Consider the following 21152-nt stretch of genomic DNA (forward strand, 5'->3'; position numbering starts at 1 on the left):
TTAAATTTGAATTACAGATAAATAAGGTTCGCTGGTGCTTTTCAAACGGCTTGGTAACTCTATTTTGTTAAATAAAAACGGAAGATGAATAATATAATAAATTGGTTTAAGAAATTACCGGGTTGGGTATTTGCCCTGCTGATTTTTGGAATATTGTACCTGACCGGACTTCATACCGAAGTAATTGGTCAGGTTCAAAGAATAATATTGGCTACAGGTATCATAAAGCCCGATGTAGAAGAAGTAAACAAAAACACTTCCCCAGCCGCCAATGCCGCGCCCACGCGGGTTGCTGATTATAACTTTAATTTGCGGACCCTTACCGGGGAGCAGACTTCACTGGAATCGCTGAGAGGGAAAGTAATATTTATGAATTTCTGGGCAACCTGGTGTCCGCCTTGTATTGCCGAAATGCCCAATATTCAAAGTTTGTACGAGAAAGTTAATTCAGATAAAATAGCTTTTGTAATGGTATCCTTGGATCAAGATCCGGCCAAAGCGCAGAAATTTATTCAGAAAAGAAACTTTACTTTCCCGGTTTATACCCCTAACGGTCCGCTGCCGGCCGCCTACGAAGCGCAGGTTATCCCAACTACCTTTATTATTTCGCCCGAGGGGCAAATTGTGGCCCGCAAAGACGGTATGGCAGATTATGACAATCAGGAATTCCGGGAATTCTTATTAAAAATGACGCAGCCGGGTATAAGCTTATCGAATACAAAGGTCGCTGAGCCAAAATTATTAAATAGTCAGGAAGCTAAAAAGCTGCTAATTAAACAGCCCAAAACTATTATCCTGGATGTTCGCACTGGTCAGGAATTTGCGGGTGGGCATTTAAATAATGCCTTAAACTTTGATTATAATAATCCGGATTTTGTAAACCAACTTTCCACGCTTGATAAAACCAAGCCTTACCTGGTTTATTGCGCGGTGGGTGGCCGCAGCAGCAAGGCGGCTAAACAGATGCAGGAAATGGGGTTTCAGTTGGTGTATAATGTTACCGATGGTTTTCCGGGGTTAAAAAAAGCAGGACTACCGTTTAGCCTGTAAAATTTAGCGAGCACTTTATTATGGAAACATACCTCGAATTATTCATCAATTCTTTTACGGGCTATGGCAATTACTTGTTAAAAGAAATATTAAACCCTGGTTGGGGAAATTACTTTTACTGGCTATTAGGCATCTCCTTATTTTTCTGGCTACTCGAAATATTTATGCCCTGGCGGCAGCATCAGGCCAAAATCCGGCAGGACTTTTGGCTCGATGGTTTTTACATGTTCTTTAACTTTTTCTTGTTTTCCCTGGTGGGCTTTAATGCCGTATCAAACATTGGGGTGCAGGCTTTTAACGATTTGCTGGCGCTATTTAGGTTAAAAAATATTGTGGCTTTTGAAATTCATTCCTGGCCAATTTGGGCGCAACTACTTACGCTGTTCATTGTTCGGGATTTTATTCAGTGGAACGTACACCGGTTGTTGCACCGCGTAGATTACCTCTGGGAGTTTCACAAACTGCACCACTCCGTGCAGGAAATGGGTTTTGGCGCACACCTGCGTTTTCACTGGATGGAAACAGTAATTTACCGGACTTTAGAATATATTCCGCTGGCCATGATTGGTTTAGGCATTCAGGACTTTTTCGTCGTTCATATTTTTGCCACGGCTATCGGACATTTTAACCACTCCAATTTTAAGATTCCTCTGGGGCCATTGCGCTATCTGGTCAATAACCCGCAAATGCACATCTGGCACCATGCCAAACAGATGCCATACCCATATGGCGCCAATTACGGCATTACTTTAAGTATCTGGGATTATTTGTTCCGAACGGCTTACCTGCCGGATGATGGCCGGGATATTGAGCTAGGCTTTGAGGAAGTAGAAAAATACCCCAATTCCTTTAAAGAACAACAGACTTACCCATTCCGCTCGAAAAAGCTGAATGCATAAGTCAGCAATTATCTTAAGCAACTACAGAAAAAATTATTGCAAAAGACCTGGCAGCACTAGGTCTTTTGCAATGCATATCTATTCTAAAAACCCATCCCAAATAAGTATGCTATGCTATGCTATGCTATGCTATTGCGTGCTGAGCTTATAAGGGAATATTTTAGGTTTTAAATTCCTCCAAACTACTCCAATCGTAATACCAAATAATAACTATGATGTTTCATAGCAGTACAATAAAAAGCTTTACCAACCTGTCGTTCTATAAAACTTGAAGAATTCCAAAAGAATCTTCTGCCTAAACTGGTTATACCTGTAATAAACCAAGCCCTTGCCCCTACTTTGCCGGAAAGAATATTGCTTTGGGTAATTTTTATCAGGCCACAAAAAATTGCCACTCTTTGTACCGTTCTTCTGCCTGTTCCCTAATTTCGGCCAGAATTTCCTGTAATTCCTCCGTAATGCTTTACGCCGAAGAATATTTTTAACTGATAACCTTATTTGGGCTTTGGTATCGGATTTCTTATACCAATCCGGCTGCTACGCATTCTTTTTAATTACTCTGGTAACGTCTTTTACAATCACTTTAATTAATTCAAAATCCTGAATGGCGCTGGGGTGTTTGGCCAATATTTCGTAAAAAGCTTCTTCGTCTTCGGTCAGGCCCAGGCTTTGCTGTACTTTATCCTCGTTTTGTAGGCTGGACGCTAAGTCCCGCATCTTTTGCATGGCAATTAAGCTATCGAAGAAATGGTTGTGGTAGCCCTGAATAATTTTCTCGACTTCTTCTTTCAGCTTGCGGTATTTAACCAGGTTATTGGGCGAACGGACTTTTATTTCATTGTTCAGAATCTGGCGCAGCAGTTCCAGTTTTAGCTCGTTGCCGGTTTTTTGTTCTTTGGCGGTGGCCAGAAAATCGTCGTTTATAATAGAAATATCAAAGCGGTCGATGCCGGCCATCTGGAACACGTCTATTACGGCTTCGCTTTTCGATGCTGCGGTGAATGCGTTCTTTAATCTGGCTTTCTTTTTTCTTAATGTTGGTTTGCGGGTATTTTATTTTCCGCACCGCTGCCCCTACGTGCTGAAAGAACAAAATATCCACGGCAACTTCGTTAATATTCGGGTGGCTTTTCACAATGGGCACCAGGGCGCTTAGCTTCTTCTCATTTTGCATAAATTGCTTACACACTTCCTCATCGGCCACCAAAATATTAACCGCCCGCATCACTAACTTAAACTTATCACCTTCCTTTAAATACGGCCAACTATAATAACTCCACCCAAACCGATCCAAAACCGATTCGCCGGTCAAAGCCGCATAATCCGGTGTTCCGTGCTGTCCCCCTTCGGAGGGGGTTGGGGGAGGATTATGCCCCGGCGTACCTAAAACCGGCGACTCTCCGGAGGCTAATGGCGAAGTATAGGTTAAGGGCGATTCGGCGGCGGTGGCTAGGGTATTGGCATCGGCATAAGTAGTTGTCCTCCCCTACCCCCTCCGAAGGGGGACTGTTCAATAGGCGTGGAAAAATAGGGTGTTAAATGCTGTTGTAGGTCCTGGATAAATTCCTGGGTGAAGGCAAAGGCTTCTTCTAAATCGATGGTAGCCTGGCCCTGTTCGCCGCTGTAGTTTACAACTGATTACCAAAAAACTGGTGTTATTTAGCGTTTATTTTAAAAGTTGGCCTTTATAATATTCGTGGAAAATATAAAACCGGATGTAGGTCAGCAGGCACTCCGGCACCAATAAACCTTTTATTAGGATTTCGAGGGCAAAATCGTCGGTTATTACTGCGCGGCGGCAAACTATTATAAACCCTAACTATATAATTTTGCGATAACTTATATATAAGGATTATCTTTCTGCATCTGCCAAAATTTCGTTTCTTGGTTATATTTAAAATAAATTCCAGAAAAATTGCTAACAGATTTAAAATCTATATCTGATTTAATAATTTCTTTAATGAAGGATTTGTCAGGGCTTACTAAATATTGCTTATTATTGATTCTTCGAGCTAAAAGGATTTCCGTTTTCTCATGTACTTTCCCAAAGGTAAAATCGGAAATTTTCTTTATTTCATTACCTTGCTTCCCATTTTGAGCAATAAGTATCTTAATCCACTCCATAGTACTTGGGGAAATCTTTTCTACAATCCCACCTTCATTTAGAATTATTGCAATTTTATATTCTCTAATACTTTTTTTCCAAATTTCATCTTCAAAATACTTACCTATTTCCACTGCGGCTGTTCTGGACCTTATACCTGCTTGGTAAATTTTAACAGATTTTAAATCTGGTAATCCAGCTTCTGTTAAAATGGATAACTCTTCTAACACCTCTGCTTCAGTTTCTAAATCCCTGAGCCGTAATTTTTTTGCTATTCCATTCAATATCCATGGCAATTTGTAAGTATATAAACCCTTTATTATAGACCGTGCATTATGCAATAATAGAATTTGATTTAAAGAAATTCCTTTCAGCCAATAAGTTCTAATAAGATCTATATTATCACTTAAAATTTCATCTCCTTCTTCTCGAATAATTGGTATATCCTTTACTAACTCTTCAACATTTTTTAATAACTTTATTAAATTTTCTGTCGTCCAACCCTCCTCATAGAATTTATTTATTCCTTCTATTATTTGAGGAAGCATCTTCTCAATTAGAAGATCACTACTTAATGGTAAACCTGAATCAATTAACGACTTCCATCTAAATTTACTATTACCAACCTTTTTAACAATTCCTTCAACTCTTGCCTTTAAGAATTTTAATACATCCTCTCCGTCTAAAGAAGGATGCCTAGAAGCTTGAATATATGCTAATGAACCCCTAAAATATTCTTCTATCCAACTATAATCATATAGTTCTTCTTCACTTTCATTATTATTTATTAAATGAAGAGAAAGCAAGGCGTCATCAATCCAATCAAGTGTTTCTTCAATAATATTTGCCTCTTCATCAATTTCCTTTAATTTATTTTCTGTTATAAGTTGAATTAAAAGCTCAAACGAAACCCCCTGATTATTAGCTATATTTTTTAAAGCATTTAGTAAAAATAAAATTCCACTTTCTGCTTTGTCAATTTTTTCCTTATTAAAATACTTTTGTACTTCTTCTCTTTTATATTTATTCCTATACTTTTCTCTTTTTGTAGCATTTTTAGAAACATCTATTGCAACAAGTATTTTTCCCTCATGATCTACAAATGCCCTTCCCGCTCTTCCAGCGATATTCCAAAAATCACGATGTGTTAAAGGTGATCCACTTTGAGATAATGTAGAGAAGATAACTGATGATACTCCTAAATTTACACCTTGACCTAATGTTGAGGTTGAAATTATTACTAAAGGATTATCGAGCCGCATTAGGCGTTCAAGCGGAAGTCTTACGTCAGAATGCAAATCAGCATTATGGCAAAGAATCCCCTTGCGAGCATATTTCAGCCAAAGATTATCGTCAGTGTTTCCATATGCCTCAATGCAGGATAATTCAAAAATCTTCCAGTCTTGGCTATTTTTCCAGACATGGTTTGGCGCGCCTATACCAATACAATTATTATAAGCTTCGGCTAATTTAAATACAGACTTCTTTAAGCCAACAAAAATAAGTACTTTACCAAAAGACTTTAATTTAAATGCTGTTGCTGTAATTGCTTCATTCTTATCTTTAGGATAAATCTTCCTAGAAAAGCTTTGTTTTTCCTTTATTATGAAGCTTTTATTGAATGATTCCCTTTCGGAATCATTGTTTTTCCAATAAATATTTACAGCAGACCCAGTCCATTCTAAAGTTCCAAGTCTTTCATCTGATGGCCTCCATTTATCTTTATAAACATTCCCATCTTTGGTAGTGAGCCATTCAGCGAGCTCTTCAGCATTCGGTAAAACAGCTGAAAGTAAGAGAAATTTCCCATTGTTTTTCGATAATGAATATCTTAGTTCCTCATAAAAAATTTCATTTATTATAAGTCTTTTATCTGGTCCCAATAAATGCCCTTCATCTACAATTATTAATTTTATCTGATTTAAAATATCATTATTTCCTCTTAAAATAGCTTTTGATTTTTCAGGAGTAGCAATTATTATATGGGATTCTTGAATTACTTTTTCATCCAATTTGCTATAAAAATTTCCTCCATATAATTGAGAAGTAGTAAAATTTAAATTTCTAAAAATATTACCTAAGGAAGTTTCAACTTCAAAAGCTAAGGAAACAAATGGAGCAATATACAATATTTTACAGTCAGGAAAATTGGTTAATGAATTTAAAATGGCAAGTTCAGCAATTCTAGTTTTACCACTACTTGTAGGAATACTTATCACACATCCTATGCCATCAGAATCTATTACTTTATTAAGAGATTTCCTTTGTGTAATAAACAGCTCAAATACCCCATTTGGTTGAAGATTAGTCAAAGAATTTATATATTTTTTAACTATATTGTTCTGTATGTCAAAGAATATACCTAATGTATTCCATAATGAAGCCTCTTTAAAACTATCAGAAATCAAAAGTAGTAATCTTACAATCCACCAAATTCCAGGATCATTTTTTACTTCAGCAATTTCCTTTAAAGCTTTCAGTAATTCTTTTGCAGCCATAATGGATTCCACTTGCCCATTATAAGCGTAATCAACCAAACGGTCTAAGGCTTTTGCAATGATTAATTCATAAACTTTTGTGTCACTTTCTAAATTATCAGTATTTGATGCTAAATAATCATCGGAATAGGATTCATCAACCATTAATTTGTCAATTTCTATTGTCAGGTTGTAATAATCTCTTCGAAGAAATAGATACAAAAGCTTAGAAATGACAGTTTCTGAATTTAATTTTTTTGTTAGGATATATGATTTGGAATATTGAAAACAAACGTAATAGGCAAGCGCTGAAATCAGCCCATAATAATTACTTACAAACATCTTGCTTGCTAAATAATTATTAGTATATTCAAGAATAGAGGCGCCTTTTTCTAATGGTGACAGAGCACTTTCAAGATTGTTGTCTTCGGCGATGGAGCAACCTAAATTTAAATAGTAAAAACCAAGTAAATTAAGGCTTTCATCAGATATTGTATACGGAGGAAAATTGTCTGAATTTTCAGAAGTATTTAAAAGAATATATCTAGAATTCGCTTGTGCAATTAAATTCTGAATTAATCCATCCTTTTCAATATTGTCAAGTTTAGTTATTGCAATTTCTGCTTTCATAAAGCTAAAGGCTTTGATAATAATTCTTCTGCTTTCTCGAAAGCTTTATTAATAAGATCTTCAGGATTTTCCAATCCTACTGATACTAGAATAAATGTTGGGTTATCACTTCCTAAATGTTTTTCAACAACATCATGTGTTTCAGAATTACTAAGTAAGAACCCAGTGTAAATCAAATCTCCTTTACCTTTAATCTCATCAATAAAATGATTATCTAAAATATCAGCTAATTCTTCTGTAGAAGCATCTTTGGCTAATTCTTCCACCAAGAATGAATAAGAAATTGGAAATTTTTCTTTACCAAGTGACAAACAAATTGTTTCCACAACGTTTTTACTTGGTTTTTTTCTAAACTTCGCTTCTCCTAAATAAATTTTAACTTTTTCTTCATCTGATGTTCTAATAATTTCAACCATTAATGTATCATCACCTTTTATAGCCTGATCTACATTGGGATTATATTTTAACTTAAATGCTTTAACAAGTGGTTTATTTAAACATCCTTCTACATACTCAGTTAATAAAATCTCGGTAGCATTTCCTTTTTTAACTTTATCTACTCTAGGAAGCTTTCGGTGTTGTTCAGCATATTTCGGAAAACCAAGTTGACTAAATTTTTCTTTAAGCTTCCTTAGCCTATAATCTGAGTAATGGTGATGAATTAATTTGCTTGCTAACCAATCAATCATCTCATCAGCTGATGTTGAATCATTTGCAGTTAAAGAACGGTGGCATTTTGTGGCTGTTCTTGCAACATCGTTACAAACTAACCATTTTCCAAATTGATTTGGTAGGCAAGGATGATCTCCTAAAAGTTCCTGATGTGTTTTTCCCATTCTTTAATTCTGATTATTAAATATTGTCAATAAGTTTTATTGATTTGATAAAAAAAACCTTAAGCTGCTTGATGATAGCCAAATAATACTCCCCTAACGTCGGAACCCATGTACCGTCCCGGCGAAAGCACAAAATTATTGGCTTCTATTTCCGGGAGGGTAGCGGCTTTGCAGAAGCCATCAATATTCGAATAATTGCCATTCAGGTTACGCCACTGGTGGTAGATATCAACTACTTTAGTAAAATTTTCGTCGTGGAAAACGCGCAGGCGGCGGCTGGCCATCTGGTCCAGTTTGCGGACATTCCACAACTCGTTTTCAAAATCTATATTGGCTTTGGGTTTGGTAACAGGGGTATTCTTTTGGGCCATTTAAAAAGCTGTTCTGGTATTTTATTAAGGTCTTAATGTAAGGAAAATATTCTTAGCTAATTGGCAAATTACCAGAAAGAATATTAATTATTTTTAATGCTGATAGTAGACCTGTAACGCCTTCTATACAGCAGATTCCTCCGCAATGACCGGTGATAAGGTGGATTTCTGTTAGCAGCTATGGAAGCTCCTGCTTACTTTCTGGAATTAGTTTAACAAACATCACCTAATATTTAGCAAAATATTTATTAAACAAAAAACCACTTACAGTTTTTAGCCTATAAGTGGTTTTGTAATAAGAGCCCCCAGCCGGGATCGAACCAGCGACCTACTGATTACAAGTCAGTTGCTCTACCAGCTGAGCTATGGAGGCAATTACTGGTGTGCTTATCTTTCAAAGCGGTAGCAAAATTAGTACTTAGTTTTAATTATGCAAACCCCAGTAGCCGGTAATCTTCAATATTTTTTTAATTACCTGATAATCAAATTTAAAATTTTAACTATTCCGGAAAGCGTAGAGCTGCCGCTGTAAAACCTGGATGCGGTGGTCCGCTTCGGCAATGCGCGCCTGGTACTCTTCGCGCAGTTTTTCGGCATTTTTACTCCGTCCAAAAAATTCAATATTGGTTTTTAAAGTCCGGATATCGTTTTCGAGTTGCGAAATATCGCGCCGGATAGCCTGCTCTTTCTGCTGAATGCGGCTGGAGGCATCCGGGCCTTGTTTAAAGCGGGTTACCTGCAGCTCGGCCACTACGGCATCTTTTTCTTCGGTGGTTAAATCTATAATCGAATTCACAAACTTTTCGAGCAAATCAAAATACTTGTCGTCGAGGCGGTTGGTGCCTTTGTTCGAAGGTAAGCCCAGCCACCGGTTCCGAAGTTGTTCGTATTCTTCGTAAGAGCCCGGCTCGGTGTTCAGCAAGGTAATGCGGCTGGCCAGTTCTTCGAAATACGTTTGCTTTATTTGCGAAGCCTGGTTCAGCTCGTTTTCGCGCTGCTGTACCTGGTTTTGCTTGCGATCAAAAAACTCGTTGCAAGCCGAACGGAAGCGCTGCCAAAGCTTATCGGAATATTTATCGGGCACCCGGCCAATGGTTTTCCATTTTTTCTGAAGCTGAATTAATTTTTCTTTGGTTTCGTCCCAGTCGGTGCTGTCGCGCAAGGTTTCGGCTTGTTCGCACAACTCGGTTTTCAGCCGCAGGTTCTGCATTTTTTGCTCGTCCAGGTTTTTGAAGAAAGCGTTTTTATGGTTAAAAAAGGCTTTGTAGCTGCTCCAGAACCGTTTGTTAATTTCGTCGGCGCGTTCTTTGGGTACCAGGCCCACGCTGTCCCATTCTTCTTTTAGTTTTTGTATTTCGTCGGTTTTATCGCGCCAATCGTTTATGCGGTCGGTACCAAAACTCTGGAAAGCTTCCATGCGATCCAGCAGAGCTGTTTTCTTTATTAAATTTTCTTGCTCCTGCGCCTTTCTTTCCGAAATAAATTCTTTTTTACGGGCGTGTACTTTTTCCGAAGCCTGAATAAAGCGCTCCCAAATAGCATCCCGCTGATCGTTGGGTACCGGACCTACGTTTTTCCATTCTTCGTGCAACTTCCGGAGTTCCTGCAAGGCCGTATTAATAGATGGCTGGTTAACCAGGGCCTCGGCGCGCTCGCACAAATGAATTTTATGCTGCAAATTCTTGCGGCGGTCGAGTTCTTTCAGCTCGTAAAAAATACTGCGATTGTTGTAAAAAATATCCAGCAGGGCGTGGTAAGAATTCCAGAGCTGTTTAGAATCGGCGGGCGGTACGGGACCAATGGCTTTCCACTCCGTTTGAATTTGCCGGATTTTATCGCCGCTGCTTTTGGTTTCCGGCGATTCTACCAGTTCCCGCAGTTCGTCCAGTAATTCTTGTTTGCGTTTGGCATTCTTTACTTTTTGCTCTTCGTCGTTACGTTGTTCGCGGCTGCGGTTTTCCCGGAATTGAAAGTAAGCTTTTTCCAGTTCCTGGTGCTCAAAACCGGGCTGAAACTCAAAGTCATCGGCACTGCTGCCTTCTGCCATAAACCTATCCAGGGCTTCGGCTTTTTCTACGGCCAGTTTTGCTTCGTACTGCCGGTACAATTCGGAAACCTGCCGCGACTCCTGCCGACCTGCTGTTTTAAGTAATTGTTTAAGTTTTTGCCGGAGTTCGGTAATATTTAAATTACTGAAATCGGTATCTACAATTTCTTCGTGGTGTTCATCGTCCAACAGCATTTCGTGTTCCTGGCGCGTACTTTCCCCAGCAGTTATATTCTCCCCAGCAGGTATATTTTCGGCGGCAGGAATATTTCCGGACGTAGCTGCTTCTGGCGTAGCATTTACCGGATTTTCCTGAGAGCCCGGATTAACGGCGGGTATTACGCCGGCGGTACTTAAGTTTTCCTCCGGAGCATTCCGCTGAAAATTAGTTTCGGGTTGGGCTACAGATTCCGCAACTTCGGCGGTAGTTGGCCCTTCAGGCGCATTATGGTTAAGTACCGGATTTTCAGTTTCGGGTGAAGACAGTGCAGCCGGAGCATTACCCAGGGATTCAGGCGTAGAAATATTAGCCGTATTATCAACTGCGGGTGTAGCTGGCGTTGCTAAGTCTGCTTCTACTCCTGCGGTTGCTGTTGTAGTATTTTGAGCGGTGGAAACTTCCGGATTCGCAGGCGTTTGTGACAGCGCATCTGAAGAAGTTGTGGAAGTAGTTACGGCTGATTCATCGGGGGTAATTTCGCCGGCAACCGGAACTGCCGGCGTAGGCGGAATTACTTCGTGCATGGCAACAGCGCCGCCCATAATATTTCCGGTACTGTTTAAGTCTTCGTCCGGGCGCGTTTGTTCTTCGGGTTTCCGGGCATTCAATTCAGCCAATCTTCTTTCCAGAATACGCTGCGGACTTTCGGCTGCATCATCGGCCTGATTTTCCGCGGTATTGTTTGTAGTGTCCACCATAATAGTATCCTTATGTCGTTAGTAATCCGGCTTAATTAGTTTAAGCTGGGGTCTATGGGGTAGTTGGCCAATACTTTGTATTTGCCCCCCATTTGTTTCAGAATTTCACGCCAGAGCGTATCCTGATCCAAATTAAATAAATTATCTGTTGCTTTATTATTAACTATCCAAACATTATTTTCAATTTCTTCTTCCAGTTGCCCCGGCGACCAGCCTGAGTAGCCTAAAAAGAATCGAATATCGTCGGCAGCTACAGAGCCAACAGCTAATAAGTGTTTTAGTTTTTCATAATCTCCTCCCCAATATACGCTATTTCCCAGCGAAATCGCTTCTTCTAATTCTTCTAGTTGGTGTATGTAGTGCAGGGTGTTATACTGCATGGGGCCGCCAATATTTAGGGCCATATCGGTATTATACTGTTCAATATCCAGCACATCCGATAATTTTAAATTTGATTTCCGGTTTAAAACCAGGCCAAAAGAGCCTTCTTCATCATGCCGGCAGATTAAAACGACCGTTCTCTCAAAATTCGGATCTCCCATAAATGGCTCGGAAATCAGAATAGTGCCACTTTTAATTTTTTTCATGTTAGCCTATATTTTAAATGCTTACGCATTATTACCTGATAAAAATTATAGCAATATCAATGGGGTTTTATTTTTATCATCTTTCTTTAGTACGCATCTTCTTATATAATTCGTATAAAATTTATTTTCGTTTTTTGTTTTTAATATTAGTAAGCTGCTCATAACGCTAAAGCACACCTCATAATCAGGATAGTTTTAGCATAAAGCCATCTGAATCAAGCCAATTGCAATTATTATACTTAAAAAGCCGTAGAATTTTAGTTAAAATAGGCTAAAGAAAATATTCCGCCGTATCTGGCAGAAACCACTATATTTCGGAACCAAAAAAAATATTATGCCCGAAAAACTAAATTTGGCCGCTATTCGCAAAAATTATTCTTTGCAGGATTTAACCGAAGAAACCGTTCTAGACGATCCATTGGCGCAGTTTAACCGTTGGATGCAGGAAGCTATTGCCGCCCAGGTAGAAGAGCCTACGGCCATGGTACTTTCCACGGTGAATGCCGCCGGTCAGCCATCGGCCAGGGTGGTGCTCTTAAAAGCTTTGGAAGCCGGTAAATTAGTTTTTTTTACGAATTACAACAGCCGCAAGGGTAAAGAAATAGCCGACTCCGGCAAGGTAGCGCTTACTTTTTTTTGGCCGGCCCTGGAGCGACAAGTGCGCATTGAAGGTCAGGTAACGGAGGTAAACCCCGAAATATCGGATGAATATTTTGCCAGCCGGCCCCGCGGCAGCCAGATTGGGGCCTGGGTTTCGCCGCAAAGCCAACCCATTAGCAGCCGACAGGAATTAGAAAATACTACGGCCAATTACCAGCAGCAGTACGGCGAAGATAAGGCCATTCCCCGGCCATCCCACTGGGGCGGCTACGGCGTTGTGCCTATATACATCGAGTTTTGGCAAGGCCGGCCCAACCGCCTCCACGACCGCTTAGCTTTTACCCGCCCCAACCCCGAAAGTAGCTGGCAATTAAACCGCTTGGCTCCTTAAAATATTACACCGGTAAAATTTAACTGCCGTCAGAATATTTTATCAATCAGAAAATAATAAATACTTGCTGTTTCCGAATATAGCCGTGACAGCACTTACCGGAAATTAATCTAAGAAAAACAACCACCCCTAACCCCTCCTAAACTTAGGCGGGGAACTAAGTTACCTTTTCCCAAATATTTATTTCCAGTAAGTTCTGACATTATCTATAATAACAACTAACAACTAAATACCAACAACTAACAACTCCTTAATGGCTGAAATCCGACCGATAAAAGGCTGGCGTTACCGGGCCGCGCTGGAACACGATATAAACGAACTCACTTCTCCCCTCTTTGATGTGGTGTCGGAAAAGCAGCGGCAGGCCCTTTACCAGCATCCTTTTAATAGTATTCATTTATCGGTCCCTGCCGGGCCAAACCCCGCCGACCAGGCCGCCGCTTTGCTAAACGAGTGGAAAAAAAATGAAGTGCTGCAGCAAGATGAGCTGCCGGCCATTTATGTGTATTACCAATATTTTACGTTGCCCGGCAGCCACCAGGAATATTGCCGCAAAGGTTTTATGTGCCACATGCGGGCGTACGATTGGTCTGAAAAAGTTTTGCTGCGCCACGAAAATACCTTACCAGGTTCGGTAAACGACCGGCTGGAACTCCTGGAAAAAACGCGGCTACAAACCAGCCCCACGCACGGCCTGTACACCGACCCGCATTTTAGCCTGGAAAAATACCTGGACGAGAGCATGCAGTCGCCTATCTACGAGACCGAAGATTACCAGGGTGCCCGCGACGTGCTGGCGGTAATTCATGATCTGAACGTAATTCGGGAGTTTGTGCGGGTGCTAGGAGCTAAACAGGTGTTGCTGGCCGATGGACACCACCGGTACGAAAGTTCTTTGGCTTACCGGCAAAAAATGACGGCGTTAAACCCTAACCATACCGGCCAGGAAGCATATAATTACCATTTTATTTACCTGACTAATACCGAAAGCGACGACTTAAAAATATTACCAACGCACCGGGTTTTAACCGAAATACTGCTTTCGGATGAAGATTTTTTAGCACAACTGCAGCAATATTTTACCATTATGCCCGTAGCCGATGCTTTTTGCCTGAACGAGGTAATTGCGGGCAAGCAATGGGCTTTTGGCTTGTACCTGGGCGGAAAAGCTTTTAAAATTAAGTTAAAACCCGAAATATTCGGGGAAATGGACTGGAACATGCCGGCAGTGGTAAAAGAACTGGATTTAACGGTGTTGCATTATTTTGTTTTCGAACGCATCATCGGTATCCGGCGTAATAGCCAGCGGAGTTTTCCGGGTTTGCAGTATAACCGTAATTTTGCCCAGTGTTTAACTTTGGTAGATTCGGGTCAGGCCCGGGCCGCCTTTATTACCAACGAAGTAACCATGAACCAGGTAAAAAAGGTATGTTACAGCGGGGCCGTAATGCCACCCAAATCCACTTTTTTTTACCCCAAAGTCATAACCGGCTTTTTATTTAGCTCTATCGAACAACATGAATTTCAATCGGAAATTGATTCTTGCTTCCAACTCGCCCCGTCGGAAAGAATTATTGGGTAAGTTAGGTTTACCATTTGCCGTAAAAGTTAAGGAAGTGCCCGAAGAATATCCGGCGCATTTGCAGCGAAAGGAAGTAGCCGAATATTTGGCCAACCATAAAGCCGAAGCTTACCTGGCCGATTTACAGGACGAAATATTGATTACTGCCGATACCATTGTGTGCCTGGATGATCTTGTGCTGAATAAACCCATTGATGCCGCCGATGCCGTCCGGATGCTGCGCCACCTTTCGGGCCAGGTACACGAAGTAATTACCGGCGTTTGTTTGCGTAGTCGGGATAAAAAAGATTTATTTCACGATGTTACCCGGGTGCATTTCCGGGAATTATTAGAAACAGAAATTGAATATTATGTACAAACCTACCAACCCTACGACAAAGCCGGCGCTTACGGGGCGCAGGAATGGATGGGTATGGTGGCTATTGATCGCATAGAAGGTTCTTATTTTAATGTAATGGGCTTACCTGTGCACCAGGTTTACACCCACTTAATGCAATTCTGAGGTTTTCCAAAAGAACAAAGGCAATGCTAAATTATTAGCGTTGCCTTTGTTCTTTTGGAGCTATTAGAAAAATTATTTGCGAATGCGGACTTTTTTCCAGAAAGTGGTTTCGGATGTTTTAACTTCAATGGAATATAGTCCTGGGTTCAACCGGCCAATATCCATGGTTTGAGTACTTCCACCGAGAGCCGGTAAAAAAGTGCTGGCAAACATAACCTGGCCAGCTGTATTTTTTACCTGCAATATTCCTTTTTCAGTAAGCAATTGGTCAAATATTAACAAGAAAGTACCCGTTTTTCTGTTCGGTTTTACCTCAATGCCCGAGAGCGTGGCAGCTTCGTGAAATTTATATTTAGGGTTATCTTTATTCGAAAGCTTAGGTTTATCTTTACCGCCGATTGCTTGTAAAGCCCAGGTATTACCTGCCGAAATTACCAACGCCACAGCCAATCCTACACAGGTAAAAAGTTGGGGTAGTCTCATAATAATTTTTATTTTGGGTGAATAACAATGCCGGTAGGTGTATTGCATATTTCGTTCCAATAATTGCGCCGCGCGTAATAGAAAAGCATTAACCTTCAAAGAATATTTCAGTACAATTCAGAACTGCTTATACATTAAACATTTAAATATAAACTATGGAATACAGAAGATTTGGCCGTACCAATTGGGAAGTAAGCGAAATTGGTTATGGCATGTGGGGCTTAGCTGGCTGGACCGGTTCGGAAGCTTCGGAATACGAACGGGCGCTGGATGTGTCGGTGGAAATGGGTTGCAACTTTTACGATACCGCCTGGGGTTACGGTGCAGGCAAAAGCGAGGAAGTGTTAGGGCAATTACAAAAACGCCACCCTCAAAAAAAATTATACCTGGCCACCAAAATACCGCCCAAAAATTTTAAATGGCCTTCTAAAGCAGATTACAAACTGGAAGATTGTTTTCCGGCCGATCATATAAAAGAATATACCGAAAAAAGCCTGAAGAACCTGGGCGTAGAAACCATTGACTTGCAGCAGTTTCACGTGTGGGAAGATAGCTGGGCTGCCGATGAACGCTGGCAACGCGCCGTGGAAGACCTGAAAAAAGAAGGAAAAATACAGGCCATGGGCGTGAGTGTAAATCGTTGGGAACCTAACAACTGCCTGCGTACCTTGGAAACCGGTTTAATTGATGCGGTACAGGTAATTTATAATATTTTCGATCAGGCGCCGGAAGATTTATTATTTCCGGCCTGCGAAAGGTTAGATATTGGGGTAATAGCGCGGGTTCCTTTTGATGAAGGTACTTTAACCGGCACCCTTACCAAAGAAACTACCTTCCCGGCCGATGATTGGCGGAGTACTTACTTTGTACCTGAAAACCTGAATTCCAGTGTCGATCACGCTGAAGCCTTGAAACCCTTAATACCACCTGGCATGAATTTGCCAGAACTGGCTTTACGGTTTATTCTGGCTAACAAAACCGTAGGAACCATTATTCCGGGAATGCGCAAAATCCGGAACGTACAAGCCAATATGCGGGTGAGCGACGGCAACGATTTACCCGAAGAATTACTGGCCCAACTACAAAGCCACCGCTGGGATCGCCAACCAACCGAATGGTCGCAGTAGCAGATTAGGGTAATATTTTACCTTTATTTTTTACTTATTGTAAGTTAAAAAGTTAATCGTTGAAGTAACCCACACTTGTCATTCAGGAGGAACCTATTTAGCAGGTAACCAAATAGTTTCCTCCTGAATGACAAGAGTGAGTTCCAAGGCTTTTAAAACACGACTCTGAATTATCAATATTCAACAACAACCTTAACTTTCTAATACCCTTCGGCCCAGCCAGCCCGGCGGTCATCGGCTTCGGCTTCGTACCAACCGGTTTCGGGGTTAATTAATATTGAGTGCGCATCACCTAAAAAATCTACTTCGGTTATGGTGTGGCCTTTGGCTTGAAGGGCTTGCGTGGTTGCTGTTTCCCACCGCCCCTTTTCTACGTAAACTACATCCGGCATCCAGTGGTGACTGATGCGGGGTAAATCTAAAGCCTGGCGCAGCGGCAATTTATAAAAGGTAGTACTTAATATTATTTGCAACACCGTATTTAAAATGGTTCGCCCGCCGGGTGAACCCGTAATTAGAAATGGTTTACCAGCTTTCAATACCAAAGTAGGCGTCATGGAGCTGAGCATGCGTTTATGGGGTGCAATGCCATTAGGGTTATTTGGCGTTATTCCCTGAAAATTGGTTTGCCGGGGATTAATATTAAAATCGTGCATCTCGCAATTAAGCAGAAAACCCAAATCCTTCACTACTGCCTTCGAGCCAAAAGCTTCTTCTAAAGTAACCGTTACCGAAACCATGTTGCCGGCCTTATCTATAACCGAAAAATGCGTGGTTTCCATGTTTTCGTTCTGCACCAGTACATTCTCGGTTAACAAGACACTTGGAGTAGTGCATGCCGGATTTATTTTAGCCGCAATATTGGCCGCATGCGTTTCGGATAATAATTTGGCTACCGGCACTGCCACCCAGTCCTGGTCGCCGAGGTAAGTGGTGCGGTCCAGAAAAGCGTAGCGCATGGTTTCAATAAGCAAATGTAGGCTCTGTGGATTGTAGGGCTTGGCCGTATCTAGGCCTAAATATTGAAGTACATTCAGCATTTCCTGTACCACAATACCACCCGACGACGGTAGGGGCATGCCTAATATTTCGTAGCCCGCAAAATTACCTTTAATCGGTTCTCGGATTTTTGCTTCGTACGCTTGTAAATCAGCTTTTTGCAAAATGCCGCCATTAGCTTGTATATCGGCTACTAATTTATCAGCCAGTTCGCCTGTGTAAAAGCCTTGCGCTCCTTGCTCGGCAATAATTTGGAGGGTGTTGGCTAAATCTGGTTGTATTAATAAATCCTGAGGCCCATAAGTTATGCCATCGGGTTTAAAAAATGTTTTAACTGTTTCGGGAAAGCGGGCTAAATCTTGCCGGTGTTTAAGCAGGCTGGCCGCATCGTATGTATTCAGGTAAATGCCCTGTTGGGCCAGGTTAATAGCGGGTTGCAGTAAAGTAGCCCAGGGCAAAGAGCCATAATGTTGCCACGCGGTTTCTAAACCTTTAACCGTACCCGGGACCGCCGCCACCAAATAACCAAGATTACTCAGGTCATAATCAACACTACCGTCCGGTTTCAGAAACATATCGGGCGTAGCCAGCGCCGGCGCCGTTTCCCGGAAATCTATCCCGACTGTTTCACCGGAAGCTAAACGAATGAGCATAAAACCGCCGCCCCCCAGATTACCGGCAAAAGGATGCGTTACGGCCAAAGCAAAGGCCGTAGCCACTGCGGCATCAATGGCGTTGCCGCCTTGTTTTAGAATATTTACGCCTACCTGCGAGGCATATTTATCAATAGAAACAACGGCCCCGTTTTGTGCTTTAACCGAAAGTTGTGGCAAAAGAATATTATGGTTTATTTAAACTACTCCCAAGTCAAGAATTCAAAATATCTAAAAACTAGCAGCAACCGCCACCATCGTAGAAATAAGTAGATTCCGAAATAAAAATATCGTTACGGCCGAGAGCGGCTAATGCTGCCGCTGTTTTATCGCAAACGGCTAAAGGCTGGTTTGGCAGCAAGGTATGACCTTTGCCATCGTCGAAATAAGCTTCGGTGCCATAGTAAATGGCCGTTTTGCCGGTAAACACGCAAGGCCCGTCTAAGGGCATGGCATCTTTTATGGCACAAACTTCTACACTTTCTATAAATATTAGTTCTTCCGTATCATAATGGCCGGGGGCCAGAATGCGGTACGGGCGTTTGGCTCTAATTTCGACGGTACCAAAACCAACAGCCGTAATCATTTGAATATACTCTTGTAAAGGCATGGCGCCGCTCAGGCAAAGCGCTCTTAGCTTTTCGTCTTTTTTCAGGTTCTCCGGCATGTTGGTTTCGCAGATCGGGTCGGATAATACCAGGCGGCTATGCGGTTTTAAAACACGGTACATTTCGGCTAAAGCCTGATTTAGGTCTTCGGCTTTAAAATTATTAAACAAGCAGTTTTGGGCCGCTACATCAATGGTTGCATCGGCTATGGGCAAATTTAAAGCATCGCCTTTGCGTAAATCCACAAACTCTGAACGGAACCAATCGTTTTCTGCTTCGGCCTGTATAAAATTCCGGCGACTGGCTTCCAGCATTTCGTCTACCACATCTACCCCAATAACCGCTTTGGGTTTGCGGCTAAAGTAAGCAAATTGCAGCAGCTCCATGCCGCCGCCTACGCCCACGTACAATATGGTTGGGTTGTTTGCCAAATCGCGCGGGTTTACGGTGCTGCCACAGCCATAATTCATTTCCTGCATAATGCGCGGAATGCTTAAACCCGGTAACTGCCACACGGGCGTAGTAGTGCAGCAAAGTCCTACATCGGGCGTAAGGGCCGCTTGTTTATATACATCTTTAGTTATTTCTAAGTAGGTATCCATGGGGTATATTCTTTTAATACTTTTAATATTTAAGCAGCCCGGCTGTTGGCTACTCGTTCAGGTTCCAGTTGTAATCCAGATACGATATTTTCGCATTGGGCCGCAATTTAACTTCGGCGTATTTATTAATAAAATCATTTAAGCTGCCTTTTTTGGTAAAATCGCCTTTAAACCAGCTAAAAATTGAGGATAATTCGGCTTTGGCCGGCGTTACTTTATTGCGCGTGGGATCGTTAATAAAATCTTTGGCCTGGGCTTCTAGTTGCTGGTTAATGCGGGCGCCCACGTAAGCCTCGTTTAAAAGTTTTGGGCACGAAACCGAGGCGCACACAATGGCAAAATGAATGCGGGGTTCGTTAAATTTTTTCCGCAGAATATCGTGCTCAATATTATTCAGGTCGTAGGTGTTTTTACCAATCCGGATAAACTTAATGTCCCAGGGCGTATTCACAAACGGTATTTTAATCAGGCTGCCAATATCTTTAATGCTTTTGAGCGGGTAATTGCGAATAATTAACTGAATGGTATACGCATTGTAGGCGTTTATCCAGTAAGCTAATTGGTCGTTGGTGCTCCAGCTATTCTGGGGCGGATTGGCACTTAATTGTTTCAGGTAAGCGTTAAGTTGGGTGCTGTCTTTTATAAATCCTTTGTAATTAACGTCGCCGTTTTTACCAACGTGCTGTTTTAACAGGCGGCTAAAAGCATCGTGCGTAACCCCCGATTGCGCATATAACCGGTAAAAACCGGCAAAAAAAATCAGGAGCACCAGTATTAATAATTTTTTCATTATAGTTACATTAAGGTTCAGGAAGTATTAGCAAAAAACATGCGCTTTTAGGCTGCTTATACTTACCAGACAATTTACCGAAATATTACCCAAAAGCATTTGCTATTTTTAAGAGCTAAAAGTTTTTATTTATACCGGCGGGTTAGCTCTTAAAACCAATTTGTACATAGGCCCAGGTTTAACCAGGTTAAATCTATGCAAATAAGTATTATTATTCCTACCTATAACGAAGCGGAGCATATTAGTTGCCTGGTAACACATTTGTGGGCCAACGCCCGCCAATCGGTAGCCGATATTATTGTGGTAGACGGCGGCAGTACCGATAATACCTTAGCTTATGCCCAGGCAGCCGGTGCCCAGGCTATTTTAGCGCCTACAAAGGGCCGGGCGGTTCAAATGAATTTAGGTGCTACCCTGGCCCAAGGCGAAATATTATATTTTGTGCACGCCGATGCTTTTCCGCCCGCTACCTATGTACAAGATATTGCCGAAGCCTTGCAGGAAGGCTTTCCGATTGGGTGCTACCGGTTCCGGTTTAAATCAGATAAATTGTTACTTAAAATAAATTCTTACTGCACCCGCTTCGATAGAATTATGTGCCGGGGCGGCGACCAAACCTTATTTGTTACCCGACGCGTGTACGATGAATTTAACGGTTACAAACCCGATTTTGTAATTATGGAGGAATACGATTTCATCATCCGGGTTCGTAAAAAATATCCGTTCAAGATTATTCCGAAAGATGTGCTGGTATCAGCGCGCAAATACGATTATAATGGTTATTTCCGGGTTAATTTGGCTAACTTAACGGTTTTCCTGATGTTTTTTGCCGGGTTTTCGCAAGCGCAACTGCTCAATACTTACAAAAGAATGATCCATCATCCTAAATTTTAACT

The 21152-nt window shown here is 41.4% G+C and carries 18 protein-coding genes and 1 tRNA gene; 7 read left to right on the forward strand and 12 right to left on the reverse strand.

From position 1 onward, the window contains the following. The first annotated feature begins 84 nt into the window (after nucleotides 1-84). Both F0145_RS26135 and F0145_RS07890 read left to right on the forward strand, forming a co-directional pair. The gene (locus tag F0145_RS26135; RefSeq protein WP_190277492.1) at nucleotides 85-1050 is read left to right on the forward strand and encodes a redoxin domain-containing protein; all 966 of its coding nucleotides are present in this window, start codon (nucleotides 85-87) and stop codon (nucleotides 1048-1050) included. Nucleotides 1051-1070: 20 nt separating this feature from the next. Beyond that, on the forward strand, nucleotides 1071-1949 hold the full coding sequence (locus F0145_RS07890; RefSeq protein ID WP_150087767.1) for a sterol desaturase family protein: 879 nt from the start codon (nucleotides 1071-1073) through the stop codon (nucleotides 1947-1949). 537 nt (nucleotides 1950-2486) lie between these two features. Here F0145_RS07890 and F0145_RS26820 read toward each other — a convergent pair. The 8 genes from F0145_RS26820 to F0145_RS07925 all read right to left on the reverse strand — a co-directional run bounded on the left by F0145_RS26820 (nucleotide 2487) and on the right by F0145_RS07925 (nucleotide 11919). Next, nucleotides 2487-2906, reverse strand: coding sequence for a type I restriction enzyme endonuclease domain-containing protein (locus tag F0145_RS26820; protein ID WP_394349577.1), 420 nt, complete (start codon nucleotides 2904-2906; stop codon nucleotides 2487-2489). Beyond that, a complete protein-coding gene (locus tag F0145_RS26825; protein ID WP_317133168.1) occupies nucleotides 2884-3261 on the reverse strand; it encodes a type I restriction enzyme endonuclease domain-containing protein in 378 nt (125 codons plus the stop codon). Before F0145_RS26825 ends, F0145_RS26820 begins: the two co-directional genes overlap by 23 nt. A 527-nt stretch (nucleotides 3262-3788) precedes the next feature. Next, nucleotides 3789-7160, reverse strand: coding sequence for a DEAD/DEAH box helicase (locus F0145_RS07900; RefSeq protein WP_150087768.1), 3372 nt, complete (start codon nucleotides 7158-7160; stop codon nucleotides 3789-3791). Continuing rightward, a complete protein-coding gene (locus F0145_RS07905; protein WP_150087769.1) occupies nucleotides 7157-7996 on the reverse strand; it encodes a Hachiman antiphage defense system protein HamA in 840 nt (279 codons plus the stop codon). Before F0145_RS07905 ends, F0145_RS07900 begins: the two co-directional genes overlap by 4 nt. A 59-nt stretch (nucleotides 7997-8055) precedes the next feature. Further along, complete coding sequence (locus F0145_RS07910) at nucleotides 8056-8367, reverse strand: N-6 DNA methylase (protein WP_150087770.1); 312 nt, start codon at nucleotides 8365-8367, stop codon at nucleotides 8056-8058. A 300-nt stretch (nucleotides 8368-8667) separates the two neighbouring features. Further along, a tRNA-Thr gene (locus tag F0145_RS07915) sits at nucleotides 8668-8740 on the reverse strand. A 123-nt stretch (nucleotides 8741-8863) separates the two neighbouring features. Further along, the gene (locus F0145_RS07920) at nucleotides 8864-11332 is read right to left on the reverse strand and encodes a DUF349 domain-containing protein (RefSeq protein WP_150087771.1); all 2469 of its coding nucleotides are present in this window, start codon (nucleotides 11330-11332) and stop codon (nucleotides 8864-8866) included. Between the two features lie 35 nt (nucleotides 11333-11367). Then, nucleotides 11368-11919: a YqgE/AlgH family protein gene (locus F0145_RS07925; protein WP_150087772.1), complete on the reverse strand. Its 552-nt coding sequence runs from the start codon at nucleotides 11917-11919 to the stop codon at nucleotides 11368-11370. A gap of 334 nt (nucleotides 11920-12253) precedes the next feature. Between F0145_RS07925 and pdxH the strand changes: the two genes are divergently transcribed. From pdxH to F0145_RS07940, 3 genes are all read left to right on the forward strand, one after another. Beyond that, the gene (gene pdxH, locus F0145_RS07930) at nucleotides 12254-12910 is read left to right on the forward strand and encodes a pyridoxamine 5'-phosphate oxidase (protein WP_150087773.1); all 657 of its coding nucleotides are present in this window, start codon (nucleotides 12254-12256) and stop codon (nucleotides 12908-12910) included. 253 nt (nucleotides 12911-13163) lie between these two features. Beyond that, complete coding sequence (locus F0145_RS07935; protein ID WP_150087774.1) at nucleotides 13164-14492, forward strand: DUF1015 domain-containing protein; 1329 nt, start codon at nucleotides 13164-13166, stop codon at nucleotides 14490-14492. Then, the gene (locus F0145_RS07940) at nucleotides 14428-14994 is read left to right on the forward strand and encodes a Maf family nucleotide pyrophosphatase (RefSeq protein WP_150087775.1); all 567 of its coding nucleotides are present in this window, start codon (nucleotides 14428-14430) and stop codon (nucleotides 14992-14994) included. The genes F0145_RS07935 and F0145_RS07940 overlap by 65 nt, the downstream gene beginning before the upstream one ends. 72 nt (nucleotides 14995-15066) lie before the next feature. On the opposite strand, the gene F0145_RS07945 is transcribed toward F0145_RS07940, so the two are convergent. Next, the gene (locus F0145_RS07945) at nucleotides 15067-15477 is read right to left on the reverse strand and encodes a T9SS type A sorting domain-containing protein (protein WP_150087776.1); all 411 of its coding nucleotides are present in this window, start codon (nucleotides 15475-15477) and stop codon (nucleotides 15067-15069) included. 155 nt (nucleotides 15478-15632) lie between these two features. On the opposite strand from F0145_RS07945, the gene F0145_RS07950 reads away from it, so the two are divergent. Further along, nucleotides 15633-16604: an aldo/keto reductase gene (locus F0145_RS07950; RefSeq protein ID WP_150087777.1), complete on the forward strand. Its 972-nt coding sequence runs from the start codon at nucleotides 15633-15635 to the stop codon at nucleotides 16602-16604. Between the two features lie 200 nt (nucleotides 16605-16804). On the opposite strand, the gene ggt is transcribed toward F0145_RS07950, so the two are convergent. Genes ggt through F0145_RS07965 form a run of 3 tightly spaced genes read right to left on the reverse strand, consistent with a single transcriptional unit; the run spans nucleotide 16805 to nucleotide 20256 of the window. Then, complete coding sequence (gene ggt / locus F0145_RS07955; protein ID WP_190277493.1) at nucleotides 16805-18436, reverse strand: gamma-glutamyltransferase; 1632 nt, start codon at nucleotides 18434-18436, stop codon at nucleotides 16805-16807. 58 nt (nucleotides 18437-18494) lie between these two features. Further along, entirely contained in the window at nucleotides 18495-19466 is a 972-nt protein-coding gene (gene arsM / locus F0145_RS07960; protein ID WP_150087779.1) for an arsenosugar biosynthesis arsenite methyltransferase ArsM, read from the reverse strand. Between the two features lie 49 nt (nucleotides 19467-19515). After that, nucleotides 19516-20256: a DUF547 domain-containing protein gene (locus F0145_RS07965; RefSeq protein WP_150087780.1), complete on the reverse strand. Its 741-nt coding sequence runs from the start codon at nucleotides 20254-20256 to the stop codon at nucleotides 19516-19518. Nucleotides 20257-20451: 195 nt separating this feature from the next. Here F0145_RS07965 and F0145_RS07970 point away from each other — a divergent pair, with 195 nt between their 5' ends. Then, nucleotides 20452-21150 (forward strand): TIGR04283 family arsenosugar biosynthesis glycosyltransferase, encoded by a 699-nt coding sequence (locus F0145_RS07970; protein WP_150087781.1) that lies wholly within the window; start codon nucleotides 20452-20454, stop codon nucleotides 21148-21150. The last annotated feature ends 2 nt before the right edge of the window (nucleotides 21151-21152 follow it).

Origin of the sequence: Adhaeribacter rhizoryzae (genome assembly GCF_008629685.1) — a bacterium.
GTDB lineage: Bacteria > Bacteroidota > Bacteroidia > Cytophagales > Hymenobacteraceae > Adhaeribacter > Adhaeribacter rhizoryzae.

Coding starts and splice junctions, on each gene's coding strand:
- F0145_RS07935 (WP_150087774.1), top strand. CDS start 13,164: ATGGCTGAAATCCGACCGATAAAAGGCTGGCGTTACCGGGCCGCGCTG.
- F0145_RS07940 (WP_150087775.1), top strand. CDS start 14,428: ATGAATTTCAATCGGAAATTGATTCTTGCTTCCAACTCGCCCCGTCGG.
- arsM (WP_150087779.1), bottom strand. CDS start 19,466: ATGGATACCTACTTAGAAATAACTAAAGATGTATATAAACAAGCGGCC.
- F0145_RS07925 (WP_150087772.1), bottom strand. CDS start 11,919: ATGAAAAAAATTAAAAGTGGCACTATTCTGATTTCCGAGCCATTTATG.
- F0145_RS07945 (WP_150087776.1), bottom strand. CDS start 15,477: ATGAGACTACCCCAACTTTTTACCTGTGTAGGATTGGCTGTGGCGTTG.
- F0145_RS07905 (WP_150087769.1), bottom strand. CDS start 7,996: ATGGGAAAAACACATCAGGAACTTTTAGGAGATCATCCTTGCCTACCA.
- F0145_RS07890 (WP_150087767.1), top strand. CDS start 1,071: ATGGAAACATACCTCGAATTATTCATCAATTCTTTTACGGGCTATGGC.
- F0145_RS26135 (WP_190277492.1), top strand. CDS start 85: ATGAATAATATAATAAATTGGTTTAAGAAATTACCGGGTTGGGTATTT.
- F0145_RS07900 (WP_150087768.1), bottom strand. CDS start 7,160: ATGAAAGCAGAAATTGCAATAACTAAACTTGACAATATTGAAAAGGAT.
- F0145_RS07970 (WP_150087781.1), top strand. CDS start 20,452: ATGCAAATAAGTATTATTATTCCTACCTATAACGAAGCGGAGCATATT.
- F0145_RS07920 (WP_150087771.1), bottom strand. CDS start 11,332: ATGGTGGACACTACAAACAATACCGCGGAAAATCAGGCCGATGATGCA.
- F0145_RS26820 (WP_394349577.1), bottom strand. CDS start 2,906: ATGGCCGGCATCGACCGCTTTGATATTTCTATTATAAACGACGATTTT.
- F0145_RS07910 (WP_150087770.1), bottom strand. CDS start 8,367: ATGGCCCAAAAGAATACCCCTGTTACCAAACCCAAAGCCAATATAGAT.
- F0145_RS07950 (WP_150087777.1), top strand. CDS start 15,633: ATGGAATACAGAAGATTTGGCCGTACCAATTGGGAAGTAAGCGAAATT.
- pdxH (WP_150087773.1), top strand. CDS start 12,254: ATGCCCGAAAAACTAAATTTGGCCGCTATTCGCAAAAATTATTCTTTG.
- F0145_RS07965 (WP_150087780.1), bottom strand. CDS start 20,256: ATGAAAAAATTATTAATACTGGTGCTCCTGATTTTTTTTGCCGGTTTT.